General features: G+C 32.9%; 13 protein-coding genes. 8 read left to right on the top strand and 5 right to left on the bottom strand.

What is annotated here, in order from left to right; all coding sequences use genetic code 11:
- Positions 1-94 precede the first annotated feature (94 nt).
- The 4 genes from Q4Q55_RS03160 to Q4Q55_RS03145 all read left to right on the top strand — a co-directional run bounded on the left by Q4Q55_RS03160 (position 95) and on the right by Q4Q55_RS03145 (position 4,640).
- A complete protein-coding gene (locus Q4Q55_RS03160; protein WP_303371370.1) occupies positions 95-937 on the top strand; it encodes a UbiA family prenyltransferase in 843 nt (280 codons plus the stop codon).
- Between the two features lie 11 nt (positions 938-948).
- Positions 949-2,664, top strand: coding sequence for a glycosyltransferase family 39 protein (locus Q4Q55_RS03155; protein ID WP_303371369.1), 1,716 nt, complete (start codon positions 949-951; stop codon positions 2,662-2,664).
- A 132-nt stretch (positions 2,665-2,796) separates the two neighbouring features.
- Complete coding sequence (locus Q4Q55_RS03150) at positions 2,797-4,332, top strand: NERD domain-containing protein (protein WP_303371368.1); 1,536 nt, start codon at positions 2,797-2,799, stop codon at positions 4,330-4,332.
- A gap of 128 nt (positions 4,333-4,460) precedes the next feature.
- Entirely contained in the window at positions 4,461-4,640 is a 180-nt protein-coding gene (locus tag Q4Q55_RS03145; protein ID WP_303371367.1) for a 4Fe-4S binding protein, read from the top strand.
- Positions 4,641-4,677: 37 nt separating this feature from the next.
- On the opposite strand, the gene Q4Q55_RS03140 is transcribed toward Q4Q55_RS03145, so the two are convergent.
- Both Q4Q55_RS03140 and Q4Q55_RS03135 read right to left on the bottom strand, forming a co-directional pair.
- Complete coding sequence (locus tag Q4Q55_RS03140) at positions 4,678-5,661, bottom strand: N-acetylneuraminate synthase family protein (RefSeq protein ID WP_303371366.1); 984 nt, start codon at positions 5,659-5,661, stop codon at positions 4,678-4,680.
- Between the two features lie 8 nt (positions 5,662-5,669).
- Positions 5,670-7,334, bottom strand: coding sequence for a UDP-2,4-diacetamido-2,4,6-trideoxy-beta-L-altropyranose hydrolase (locus Q4Q55_RS03135; RefSeq protein ID WP_303371365.1), 1,665 nt, complete (start codon positions 7,332-7,334; stop codon positions 5,670-5,672).
- Positions 7,335-7,422: 88 nt separating this feature from the next.
- On the opposite strand from Q4Q55_RS03135, the gene hypD reads away from it, so the two are divergent.
- Genes hypD through Q4Q55_RS03120 form a run of 3 tightly spaced genes read left to right on the top strand, consistent with a single transcriptional unit; the run spans position 7,423 to position 10,499 of the window.
- The gene (gene hypD / locus Q4Q55_RS03130) at positions 7,423-8,469 is read left to right on the top strand and encodes a hydrogenase formation protein HypD (protein ID WP_303371405.1); all 1,047 of its coding nucleotides are present in this window, start codon (positions 7,423-7,425) and stop codon (positions 8,467-8,469) included.
- Positions 8,470-8,474: 5 nt separating this feature from the next.
- Positions 8,475-9,179 (top strand): phosphoglycolate phosphatase, encoded by a 705-nt coding sequence (locus tag Q4Q55_RS03125; RefSeq protein WP_303371364.1) that lies wholly within the window; start codon positions 8,475-8,477, stop codon positions 9,177-9,179.
- Positions 9,180-9,188: 9 nt separating this feature from the next.
- Positions 9,189-10,499: a TldD/PmbA family protein gene (locus Q4Q55_RS03120; RefSeq protein WP_303371363.1), complete on the top strand. Its 1,311-nt coding sequence runs from the start codon at positions 9,189-9,191 to the stop codon at positions 10,497-10,499.
- A 14-nt stretch (positions 10,500-10,513) separates the two neighbouring features.
- Here Q4Q55_RS03120 and Q4Q55_RS03115 read toward each other — a convergent pair whose 3' ends face one another.
- Genes Q4Q55_RS03115 through glp form a run of 3 tightly spaced genes read right to left on the bottom strand, consistent with a single transcriptional unit; the run spans position 10,514 to position 12,486 of the window.
- Positions 10,514-10,765, bottom strand: a complete 252-nt coding sequence (locus Q4Q55_RS03115; RefSeq protein WP_303371362.1) for a hypothetical protein — start codon at positions 10,763-10,765, stop codon at positions 10,514-10,516.
- Between the two features lie 9 nt (positions 10,766-10,774).
- A complete protein-coding gene (locus Q4Q55_RS03110; protein WP_303371361.1) occupies positions 10,775-11,236 on the bottom strand; it encodes a GyrI-like domain-containing protein in 462 nt (153 codons plus the stop codon).
- Positions 11,237-11,262: 26 nt separating this feature from the next.
- Entirely contained in the window at positions 11,263-12,486 is a 1,224-nt protein-coding gene (gene glp, locus Q4Q55_RS03105; protein WP_303371360.1) for a gephyrin-like molybdotransferase Glp, read from the bottom strand.
- Positions 12,487-12,594: 108 nt separating this feature from the next.
- Here glp and Q4Q55_RS03100 point away from each other — a divergent pair.
- Positions 12,595-12,809: translation initiation factor eIF-1A (locus Q4Q55_RS03100; RefSeq protein WP_303371359.1), on the top strand; the 215-nt coding region annotated here is incomplete at its 3' end.

Here is a 12,809-nt window from a genome sequence, read left to right as displayed (position 1 = left end):
ATAGTAAAATTATATAAAAGTATGCTTTATTATAATATATCCTATATTAGAATAAACAATGAATGATAAAATATTGAAATGTTTGAGAGATAAAATGAATCCCTATATTGAAATTTTAAGACCAGGAAATGCATTAATGGGTGCCATAACGATAATTTTAGTGGCCATAATAGACAGAAGTTTTACAATACCAGTAATTCTAGCAATGCTTGCTGTATTTTTTGAAACTGCTGCAGGAAATGTGATTAATGATTATTTTGACTATAAAATTGATTTAATCAATAAACCTGAAAGACCCATTCCATCAGGAAGAATTTCACCTAAATCCGGGAGAAATTACGGTTATCTGCAATTTGGCCTTGGAACAATTTGCGGATTCTTAATAAGTTACATGACCAATAACTGGATTCCATTTGTTATCGTTTTGTTTGCAGATGTTGTTTTATACTTATATGCATATAAACTGAAATCAACACCCCTTATCGGAAACATTACCGTAGGATTCATGACCGGATTTGGATTTGTTTTTGGAGGATTTACTCTCAACAACCCAAACATTATCCTCATATCAATGTATCTTGGGTTCTTTGCATGGGTCATGACAACTGCCCGTGAACTTGTAAAAGACATTGAAGATATTGAAGGAGATAAATCCGAAGGTGCCAAAACATTGCCTATCCTATATGGTGAAAAGATAACAGCCACATTAGCTTTCATTTTAATAATAATAGACTGTGCATTATGCCCATTATTATATTACAACAATATATTCGGATTCTATTATTTAATTGTAATAGCAATTGCGGTTTTATTATTTATCTACTCAGCACTTTTAATTATCAGAAATCAGAATAGGTTAACTGCAAGCAAAGTATCAAAATACTTGAAGATTGGAATGCTGATTGCATTTGTTGCATTTATTTTTGGATCATTTTGATGAGGAATATTATGAATTTCAAAGAACACAAAAGAGATATTATTGCAATATCTTCACTATTAATTATTGTAACAGCGATTACCTTATTGCTGCTCAATATTGATTTGAAAGTCGGAGTTTATTATGTCCGGGATGTTTTCTTTTATCTAAACAATGCCCTATTTTATGCAGGCTATGACACAGGATTGGCTGATACACGCGGACTATCCCCTTTGATTCCAATGATAACATCGGTATTTTTCAGAATGGGATTCATATCCGACTCAACAATAATAATTGTAAGCAGCGTTTTTTATATATTTTCAGCCCTTGGAATGTATTTTTTATTAAGATTAAGATTTGATGAAATTTTAAGCTTTACAGGTTCAATGATTTTATCAACATTCCCCTTGATAATTGTATGGATTACTAAAGGGATGCTGGACATTCCGGGACTGTGCTTTTCAATCTGGTCTGTTTATTTCATGATGTTGGCATTTAGAAAAAATACCAAGTTTTTCTATATTGCATTTCCATTAATAATCTTAGGGTTTTTCACAAGATTTACAGTGTTTTTAATGGTGCCTGTTCTTTTGATTCAATTTTTCCTGGAAGATGAACCGGTTCAGTATATTAAAGATAATATAAAAGATATAATTTGTGGAATAAGCATTGGAGCCCTGGTTTTTGCAATATTTATTGGAATTTATTATTTTTTAGATATTGGCATGTTTTTCCTATCACAGGGACAAGACATTTCAGGCTCAACCCAAACCGTCATTGATACAAGCTACAACAACATATTCTATTACATCAATAACTTCCTAATATACTTGGGAACTCAAAAGTTCATCCCATACTCATTAAAACCTGGGTCATTCCATATAGCTGATATGAAATGGCATGGAGGATATCCGTCAATAATATCCTATATATTACTGATTATCCTATTATTTGGATTAGTATTATATCTTAAAAAGTTATTTAGTAACGAAAATAAGGAAATATTGAAAAATAAAAACAACAAATTAAAACTGGCAATTTTCGTAATCGGATTGGCAGTATTTTTATTCACTTTTATTAAAATATCCATACTTTTATCATTGATAATAATCTCAATATCCCTTTTAGCGCTTTATAGGATATTATATAAAACAGACGTGGATTATTTCTCATTTGACTTTATAATGATATTCTGGTTTGTAGTTAATTTCTCATTCTTTACATATCACCACATTAAAGTAGACAGGTATTTCATACCAATGCTGCCGGTTGTGGTGTATTATATAATCCTATCAATGTATCTGATCTTCAATAAATTAAAATCCCACAGATACATGGAAAAAATCAGGGTAATAGCCCCAATCGGATTGATATGTTTAATACTATTGTGTTCAGGAGTTTTTGCACTGGGAAATTCCCCTCATACATTTGACAATCAGATGCATCCGAATTTTGCCACTGCTGCATCAGAGGAAAAGGCTGTTGGGGAATGGCTAATCAAACATGACCCCCAATACATGAACAAAACTATCTGGGCCGACAGGGGTGGAGACATGTCATTTTTATTGAAAAAAGAGATTCCATCGTGTGAAAAGACATCCAATGAAACTAATTTCACATCCGAAATGGTTAAGAACAAAGTTAGTTACTTCATTGCAAAAGACAATAAGACCATTGGACAACCTTATACCAAGTTATACCAAAATGGAGAAGTTTACTTATATTATTATGAAAATGGAGAATGATAATCAATTATTTGACCAAAATAACAAGATAACGAAATATCAACAATACATTAAAAATCACATTACTTTAGAAACATATATAATAAAAAAAATAAAAAAATAATATCATAACAAGTAATTAAAGAGGATAATATGAAAGTTGTATGCTGTAAGAACTGTGGTGCAAAATACCAACTCGATGATAATGATGATATAGCTACATTCGAGTGTTCTTCTTGTGCTGGAGAATTAGAATATCTGGAAGAATATTCTGATGACGACAAAAAATCTCACTCTTCTTTTATCGATTCATTCAAGTATGATAACTCTTATATAGTCCAATGCGAAGACTGCGGACTAAAATATAAAATCAAAAGCAGTGATAGCATACTTGACTATGAATGTGACAGTTGTGGCGGCTCTTTAAGATATTTGGATGAGGATATGAACAAAGAACTCGACAATTATCTCAAAGAAAGGAAAATAGAAGTGGAAAAAATCAGAGCACAGAATAAGCCTAAAGAACCAACCCCTGAAGAACCGGGAACAGAAGATAATATATCCTTTAAGTCAATTACCAATAAACTTGAAAATTTTTTCTCAGAAGAGCATATGCTAGAAATAGCTGATGATGAGAGAAAACAAGCAGAATTAGAAGAGGAACTTACTCCTAAAACCGCCAGAACTACAATACCTCAATCGGTCATGTCCAAATTTGGAAAAGAATTCGCAATACCAAAAACCAACGATTACAATATCATGAAGAATTTCCTTAAAGATGAATTTCTCAAAGGAATGAAAGAATACTATCCAAATACCGACCCGGTGAAATCCAATAATTCGTTCGAAAGTTTAATTGACAAGATAAGTATAAAGGAACCAAATAATGGGCTTGAAGAATCAAATACTTCTTTTATTGAAAATGAGGATTTTAATTTTAACTTAGGAGATTTGAACTCAAATTCAACAATTCTCGCCATAGGTGCGGTCATTTTCATTTTAAGCATTGTTGAAATATTAACAATCAATAGCGGTATTGGTATTCTAGCATTATTTATCGGTGTGATTATCTTATGTTACGGATTTTACAAAACTCGTGATGTGCAAGAACATGAAGAAAGAACAAGAATTATTAGGGAACACTTATTAACTCTCTCTGATGAATATTATGTCTTCTACAATGTTAAAACTCCAACATCTTCATCAAGCATTAACCATTTAGTAGTTGGTCCGACTGGAATTTATGCACTTCTCTCACAGAAATACAATCCAAAACTTAGATTAGAATCTGAAAATGAAAATCTGAATATGATTGGATCCAGTGAACTGGATGAAGATAAAATTGAAGAAGTCACCACTTCAGACAATACCAGAAAATTCAGATACACAACCAAACAGGCAAAATTCTCTCAAGACAACAAAATCAAACAAAAAGCATTAAGTTTAGGTGAAGATTTAATTAACTTCCTTAATGATAACAACATCAGAAATTGTTTTGTTGAACCATTAGTTGGATTTATAAACAATGAAGTTGTTGTAATAAATATGCCTTTAACTGATGAAGATTTGTTTATTGAGGAATTATTGCATAAAATCGAAACTAGCACCATAAAATTAGATTCTGAAACAATTGACAAATGTGCTGTTTTAATTAACAGATATTCTGCAGATTGCTCTTCAGAAATTTAATTTTTCTTTTTTTTATTCATAATTTTATTTGGATATAATAATTTTAATATTAAACAGGATGAAAAAGCATTAAGTTATTATATAAAAACAAAAATAAAGAATTACATAAACATTTTGGAGATTATAAAATGGCTGATATAACAATAGATTTGGAAAAATGTGATAATTGCGGCGAATGTAGTGACATTTGCCCAATGGAAGTTTTAATTCTTAAAGACGGTAAAATAACTATTAACGAACCAGACGAATGCAGTTACTGTGAAACATGCGTTGATGTTTGCCCTAATGAATGCATAACCGTCGAATAGATAATCAAATAAAACAACACCACACTTTATTATTTTTTCAATCCATCAACATTTCAAAATCAATTAAAGTACCTTTAGAAACATTCCTAGTGGCAGTTTTACCAATAATATCATCTATTTGTGAAGGGTAAATTCCTGTTCCAGGTCTTTTGAATTCAATATCCGATTCAGAAATTACATCCCCTTTAGTAATATCCACTTTAGCAACAATGGATTTTCTAAACTCTTTTCTTGCAGAAGATTCGCAGATTAAAGGTTGTTTATTTAGAAATCCATTGATTGTGGACAGCGTATTTAAGTTATTCTTAAATTTGATGACATCATCCGGATCCATTGAATGACAATGATTACCACTTGTTAAAGTTTTATCCAATGTGAAATACTTTTCTATAATGCTTGCACCATAATTAACAGCAGTTGTTAAAATCAGCATATTTTCATCGACTTTGCTATGGTCAGCGTACCCGATTTCATAGTCAGGAAAATGATTCGCCAAATCCTTAATCATTAAAAGATTAGTGTCCCTATAATCAACGGGATAAGACAAGACAGAATGAAATATTGCGATGTCCACTGTAGAAACATCCTCAATTGCATTAACTGCCACTTTAATCTCTTTTAAAGTAGAAGCCCCAGTGAAAAGTAATATCGGCTTATTTTTACTTGCAACATGTTTAATAAAAGGAGTATTAGTCAAATCGCAAGAAGATATTTTATAAACATCAACAAATTCATCAAAATAATCAGCAGAATCAAAATCAAAGGGTTCTGCTAAAAATTTGATTCCAACACGATTACAGTAATCAAACAATATAATATATTCATCCACACCAAATTCATCAAACTGAGAATCTTCCAGACAGTCTAATTGAAACATTACTGAATCAATTCCGCAGGATTTCGCTTCATCAATCATGAGTTTTGCAGCATCAATTACAGATATGTCCTCTTTTTTAGCAATATCAATGAAATTAAATCCCAAATTTGCAATTAAATAAGGTTTTTTGTCAAATATGTTCAAATCAACACCTATCTTTGTAGTTTAAAACTTCTATATTCAGTATTTATTACATTCCACATGTTTTCAAATCCATTTTTTAAATCTATGGAAAGCATTTTTTCGTTCATTTCAATTCTCTGATCATAATTATTTACAAAATCGATGAATTGAGTTATGATATCCTTTTTGTCAAGAGCATCGCCAAGCCCCATGTTTATGAATCCATTTGTGTTGCTGCAGAATACATGGGTTAACTCCCGTTCATTTTGACATAAGCATATTGTTGGAACACCCAATGAACAGATTTCGTACATATATTTTCCTGCAGAAGTGAATATTATATCTGCTTTAAACATGAATTCACTGATATGCGATACATTGCTGTAGACTTGAATAGAAGAATTGGATTCTATTTTAGATATAAACCCTTCCTTATCAGGGTATCCCAATCCTAAAATAATGTTAATTCTACCTTCATAATTAGTTGACAAAATGGCATTTAAGACTTTTTCAGTTAAATTGTTGGGGTCACTTCCTTCAAAAGCAATTAAAACATTTTTAACTTCATTGGTGATAATTTTCCTAGGTTGAAAATAAAATTCATCTTTTAAAATAAAGTATTTGGAACCTGCAAATATATTGCTCTCGGACAAATCATGCTCATATAATGAATCAAATACGACATCCGCAAATTCGGTTCCCACTCCCAAATCTTCAAAATTGACTACAAAATAACCTTGCTGTTTTAGCTTAAGAATATACTCCGAAGTAGTGTCATTGATATCATTAATGACTATTTGAGGGCCGAACATCTTCAATTTAGATAATAAATCATCTTCATTACTGTAAATCTCATAAGAATAATTATAACTATTTAAAATATCAATGCCTAACTGCTGGGATTCATCAATGAAAAATAAAACATCATTGAACAATAATTTTGAAGCTATTGATAAACATCTATAGATATGACCCGTGCCTATTTCATCATTAGCATTAACGATAATGGCAATCCGTTTCTTTTGAAGATAATTTTCAGCAATCAGCCAATCGTCTTTATCAACAATCTCAGTACTCTCTTCTCTGGACAGTTCAACTACATCAACATTTTCTCCAAGACAGGAATCTTCAAGGACAAAAGATCTGCGAGTGGCTAAAATTGCATCAGTTTCCTTAAATAATCTTGGCATGTTGTTTTTATCATCCCTTTGTGAATATAATGGATAATATCTTTGGTTACTTGCATCATATCCCCAAGACAAATGTTTATCTTCCCTAACAGAAACCACACTATCAATTGAAAAATCTTCAAATTTTTCAATAGCCCTATTTAGAGTATTGATTTTGAGCAGAGGAGCAGAAGGTTCAATTTTAATTACAATATCATACTCATCAAATGCCAATTTTTCTTTTTGAATCATTGCATTATATATTATTGCCTCCATCGGGAACTGATTGCCTGACAAATCCTTAGAATGCCTAACAACACTTGCACCAAATTTTTCAGCTACCAATGCAATATCTGAATTGTCTGTAGTTACAACAACATCATCCACATATTGGGAAGATTTGGCAACTCCAATAGGATAAGAAATTAACGGCCGATTATCCAGCAAACGAATATTTTTACGAGGAATAATCAAAGAATCCTCTCTTGCTGGAATAACAACCAGAATTTTATTATTATTAAACATAATCATCCCTAAAAAATTACAATAAATTTAATTAATACAATTAGATATATTTATAATAGAATATTAAATCTTCGGTGTTAACATGAATATGAAAGATATGTCACAAGAATTATTAAAAAGAATAAATAACTTATCCACCCCCGTAAAGATAATGCATGTCTGTGGGTCTCATGAACATACAATAATGGAAAATGGAATCAGAAGTTTACTGCCGGACGAAGTTGAAATCGTTGCGGGACCAGGTTGTCCTGTCTGCGTAGTTCCATCACGTGAAATCGATGAAGCATTAGAACTAATCGATAAAGGAGTTACAATCACCACATTTGGAGACATGTTAAGAGTTCCGGGCTCCCATTCATCACTTGCAGACGCTAAAGCAGAAGGAGGAGACGTTAGAGTCGTTTATGGAATTAACAGAGCTATTGAAATAGCTGAAAAAGAAGACAATGACGTCGTATTTATTGCAGCAGGATTTGAAACAACTGCACCAACAACCGCTGCAGAATTATTGGCTAAACCCCCAGAAAACTTCTCAGTACTTTCCTGCCACAGGTTAATACCTCCAGCAATTGATTTTTTAATCAATTCCGGCCAAACCACATTAAATGCATTAATACAACCCGGACATGTTTGTACCATCATTGGAACCAAACCTTTTGAATATTTCTCAACAGACTATGGAATACCACAAGCAGTAGCCGGATTTAACCCATTAGACATATTAATGTCAGTATATATGATTTTAAGACAGATCCACAATGAAACACCGAAAATAGAAAATGAATACAATAGGGCTGTTCGTGAAGAAGGAAATGTAATCGCACAGGACATGATTGAACAGGTATTCGATGTCACATCCAGAGAATGGAGAGGATTTCCAAAAATACCTAATTCCATATTGGAAATCAAGGATGAATTCAGCGAGTTTAATGCACGTGAAAAATACGACATTGAGGTGATTGACGTTAATGAAGCACCTAAAGGATGTATTTGCGGACCTATTCTTAGAGGACTCGCACGTCCAGAAGATTGTAAATTATTTAGAAAAGAATGCAATCCGCTGCACCCGATTGGAGCATGCATGGTAAGTAAAGAAGGAACCTGCAACATTGCGCATAGATACTCAAGACAGTGATTAAAATGACAATCGAAGCTATAGCAGTAGATATTGACGGAACAATAACTGATGAAAAAAGGCAAATTTGTATTTCTGCAATCGAAGCACTAAGAAAAGCAGAATCAAAAGGCATCCCCACAATCATAGTTACCGGCAACGTGGTAAACTACGCATACGCCACGGAAGTTCTAATCGGATGCAGTGGAGGATTGGTTGCTGAGAATGGAGGAATTGTTTTCAAAGAAGGGGAAAACAATAACGCCGTGGAAACATTGGTTGAAAGAGATCTTGTAAGCTCTGCAGAAAAACACCTAAAAGAGAGATTAGGCGATAAATTTGAAAAGCATGCATCTCATGACAACATGTACAGATTAACTGAAACAGTATTCTATAAAACCCTTGCACGCGAAGAACTTGAACAGACTTTAAGCGATTTTGAAAATCTCGATAAAATTGAAATATATGACAGCGGTTTTGCACTGCACATTACAGATAAGCGAGTAAACAAAGGTGCCGCACTCAAGTATTTATGTGAAAGAAACGGCATTAACATGGAAAACGTTATGGCTATTGGAGACAGTCAAAATGACGAAGATTTCCTTAGGGTAGCAGGTTATAAAATTGCTGTAGGCAATGCAGAAGACAAATTAAAAGAAATAAGCACATACACATGTGAAAATAACTTTGGTGATGGCGTAGCTGAAGCTATTGAAAAATTTGCCATATAAGTGATAAATATGATTTATGAAATAGCAGAAATTGCAAAAAAAGAAGTAGAAAATAAATGTGATGCTTACGAAATTTATGTTGATGAATCCAAGTCAATAGAGCTTGATTCAAAAAAAGAGGAATTGAACTTTGCAAAAGAAGAGATTGAAAAAGGAATTGGAATCAGAGTAATTAAAGACAATAAAATCGGTTTTGCATTTACATCCAATTTGGATAAAATTTCACAGACTGCCGCACAGGCCATTGAAAACACCAAATTAAACAAGATTGATGAAAACTACTCCTTTGCTGAAGTAAAAAAAGTATGTGACGTTAAAGACGTTTATGATAAAAAATTCAATGATTTAAGTTTAGATGAATGTGTTGACTTATTAAAAAGTGTTATTTCACAAGCAATGGACAGCGGGTGTGAAGTAACAGGATCCGGTTTTTCTGCAAGTGCTGGAAAATCCCTAATTACAAACTCAAACGGAGTTTCCATAGAAAATGTAGGCACAGGGTTTGGAATAGGATTATCCGTAACAATCCAAAAGGAAGGCCAAATTGCAACAGCATACAATTCCCTTTCTTCAAGATTTTATGACTTAGATGGTGAAAAATTAGCTAATGATGTGTGCAATTTAGCAAAAAGTTCACTTGACACCAAACCTATTGAAACTGATGATTATAATGTAGTTTTAGATTATTATGCTGCTACAGGACTTCTGCAAACATTTTTAAATGCGTTCGATGGTGAAAATGTAATGAGGGGCAGATCAATCTTAAAAGATAAGATAGGAATGCAAATAGCAAATCCAACTCTTTCAATAATTGACAATCCTCTTTTAGAAAAGGGAATGTATACAGCAAAATGTGATGGGGAAGGAAGCGTATCCAAGAAAACTGAATTAATTAAAGACGGAATTTTAAATTCATTTATTTATGATATTTACACCGCAAACAAAGAAGGTGTTGAAACTACTTCAAACGGATACCGAGGAAGTTATCTGACAACACCAATGATTTCACCATCAAATCTGGAATTTAAGTTTAAGGAAATGAAAGATTTGTCAGAAATTGATAAAGGAGTGCTAACTACAAGTGTTTTAGGAGCACATACCGCCAATCCGATTTCAGGAGACTTTTCAGTAGAAGCGAGCAATGCTTTTAAAATAGAAAATGGAGAACTCACAGATCCTATCAATAAAGCTATGATTTCAGGGAACATTTTTGAAATCATGAAAAAAGTGGAAGGTCTCAATTCAGAAATCAAACAGTACGGCCCATTCATCATTCCAAAATTAATAGTGCATGATTTAAGAGTAGTGGGCCAAAATTAAAAAAAAGAGAAAAATTAAATTTTCTTTAATTTTTCTTTATACCTATTGATGGTTGATTCAGTATAATCAATAGTTAGATAATCTTGTGTTAACTGTTTATTATTGTCGAAATCTTTTATTTTTTCTTTTACTATTTTATCAATGTCCTTATCCAATTTTCGTATTTGATTTTCAAAAGCATATTCTGATTTTCTCATGTTTATATTTGATTTGCGAGAAAGCTTTTCAACTTCCTTGTCAAGATCAAACTCTTCTTTATTAGACATCATATCACCTTACATTTCTATGATAGGCAATTGGATTTCTGTGATAAATTCGCTTTCATCATCACAGTTGTGGAAATTTTTTATTAAAACTTCTTTAGGAGAACCAATAATATCATAATGATTTTCCTGGGCGATTTCAACCAATTCGGCATAAGTATCCAAGATATTGTCTGCAGGACCAACATGGACTCCGGACAAGACTTTGTTTTCTATCATATCCACAACACGAATCATATCCTTTTCATCTGCATCTTCATTGATTACGATACTGACATCATAAACTGCATCGCCTTTATTAACTTCATGTCTTGGTGAAAAATAAACAACGAAAGGTTCACCTTCATATTCTATTTCTTCGGCATCAACCCAACCCATTAATTTAGAAACAAGAATGTCCAAATCTGAGATTGGTCCTTTATAATTAATAACCCCTAATTTTTGTTCAGGAATTACTTTTACTTCATAATCCATAATTACACCTTACTTAAATTATAACATTAATTGAATAAATAAACTTCTACCTCTTCACCTTCATCAAGCAATTCCACCAATTTAGGAATTTTAACATATCCATCTGCTGTAGAAAGTGAGAAAATAGCACCTGAATCCTTAAATATTGGATTAACATTATTTCCATCAACTTTTACAAGTTGATATTGCATTCTGCCCACTTGAGAATGGATTCTGCGAGTCATTACGCCTCTGACAATTTTTGACTCGAATTCCTTTTCAATGCCCGCTAATTTGGATAAAGGCTGAGCAACAAATGCATTGAATATCATTAAAGCAGAAACAGGATTTCCAGGAAGACCTATAACTAATTTGCCCTCGATTACCCCAACAATAGTCGGTTTACCAGGCTGAACTGAAATTCCGTGAATATGAACTTCACCCAACTCATCCAGAACATGCTTTAAAACGTCCCCAAGACCTGCGGAAGTTCCACCAGAGCAGAACAGTATGTCAACTTCTTTTAGGGATTCAGTGATTTTATCCTTAACTTCATCATAGTTGTCTCTCATAACCCCGAGGAATTTTGCATCCGCTCCGCAGGAAACGGCATCATTTTTAATCATCCCCCCATTTACATCATAGATTTTTCCGTATTCCAGCTCTTCGCCCTGAAGAGTGATTTCATTTCCAGAAGAAACTATACCTACAGTAGGTTTTTTATAAACTTCGATGTTTTCGAAACCCTGTGAAAGTAAAACCCCAATTTTTCCCGGATTTAAGAAATCGCCTTTTTTAAGAATCAGCTTGCCTTCCTCAATATCAGAACCTTTTTTAGCAACATCCTGTGACGGAGTGGCAGTGGTCAATAGATTAACTTTACCATCAAATTTTTCAGCATATTCCACCATCACTACAGCTTCTGAACCTTCAGGCATAGCCGCACCAGTACTAATCTCTATGCATTTGCCCTTTTCGACTTTCTTATCAGTAGTGGAACCGGCTTCCAAAAAGTCAATGACTTCCAAAGTATTCGGAGATTCCTCTGAAGCACCAAAACTGTCTTCAGCAAGAATTGCAAAACCGTCCTTTAAAGCCTTATCGAAGGGTGGAAAATCCATTCTGGAATAAACATCCTCATAAAGAATTCTACCGTAAGCTTCAGCCACATTAATCTCTTCGCTTTGAGGCTTAAGATTATTGTCAAACAATTCCCGAATAATGTCAATAGCTTCATCACATTCTTTAATCTTTAAAAATTCAGTACCCATAATATCCACTTTATATAATATCCAATAACTTAATATATTAATATATTCATAAATATATAAATAATTTAATCTTATGCTTTAAAGCTAATATATTTTGGAGGAGAGTATTTGTCTAAGCCTAATAACAATCAACAACAAGAGTACAGAAGGGTAAGAACTCCTAAAAAAGGAGAAATCCCTGGAATCGTTGAACAAATTATGGGACACGGAAAATTAAAAGTTCGTTGTGCTGATGGGAATATTAGAATGACCAGAATTCCTGGAAAAATGAAAAAACGTATTTGGATACGTGAAGGAGATGTGATTCTCGTAAAACCATGGGA

This window comes from Methanobrevibacter sp., from assembly GCF_030539555.1.
Lineage (GTDB): Archaea > Methanobacteriota > Methanobacteria > Methanobacteriales > Methanobacteriaceae > Methanocatella.
This window is presented reverse-complemented; position numbering and strand designations above follow the sequence as displayed.

Bases quoted from the DNA above. Each gene is read 5' to 3' on its own strand.
- Q4Q55_RS03160 (WP_303371370.1), top strand. From the start codon at position 95: ATGAATCCCTATATTGAAATTTTAAGACCAGGAAATGCATTAATGGGT.
- Q4Q55_RS03155 (WP_303371369.1), top strand. From the start codon at position 949: ATGAATTTCAAAGAACACAAAAGAGATATTATTGCAATATCTTCACTA.
- Q4Q55_RS03150 (WP_303371368.1), top strand. From the start codon at position 2,797: ATGAAAGTTGTATGCTGTAAGAACTGTGGTGCAAAATACCAACTCGAT.
- Q4Q55_RS03145 (WP_303371367.1), top strand. From the start codon at position 4,461: ATGGCTGATATAACAATAGATTTGGAAAAATGTGATAATTGCGGCGAA.
- Q4Q55_RS03135 (WP_303371365.1), bottom strand. From the start codon at position 7,334: ATGTTTAATAATAATAAAATTCTGGTTGTTATTCCAGCAAGAGAGGAT.
- hypD (WP_303371405.1), top strand. From the start codon at position 7,423: ATGAAAGATATGTCACAAGAATTATTAAAAAGAATAAATAACTTATCC.
- Q4Q55_RS03125 (WP_303371364.1), top strand. From the start codon at position 8,475: ATGACAATCGAAGCTATAGCAGTAGATATTGACGGAACAATAACTGAT.
- Q4Q55_RS03120 (WP_303371363.1), top strand. From the start codon at position 9,189: ATGATTTATGAAATAGCAGAAATTGCAAAAAAAGAAGTAGAAAATAAA.
- Q4Q55_RS03115 (WP_303371362.1), bottom strand. From the start codon at position 10,765: ATGTCTAATAAAGAAGAGTTTGATCTTGACAAGGAAGTTGAAAAGCTT.
- Q4Q55_RS03110 (WP_303371361.1), bottom strand. From the start codon at position 11,236: ATGGATTATGAAGTAAAAGTAATTCCTGAACAAAAATTAGGGGTTATT.
- glp (WP_303371360.1), bottom strand. From the start codon at position 12,486: ATGGGTACTGAATTTTTAAAGATTAAAGAATGTGATGAAGCTATTGAC.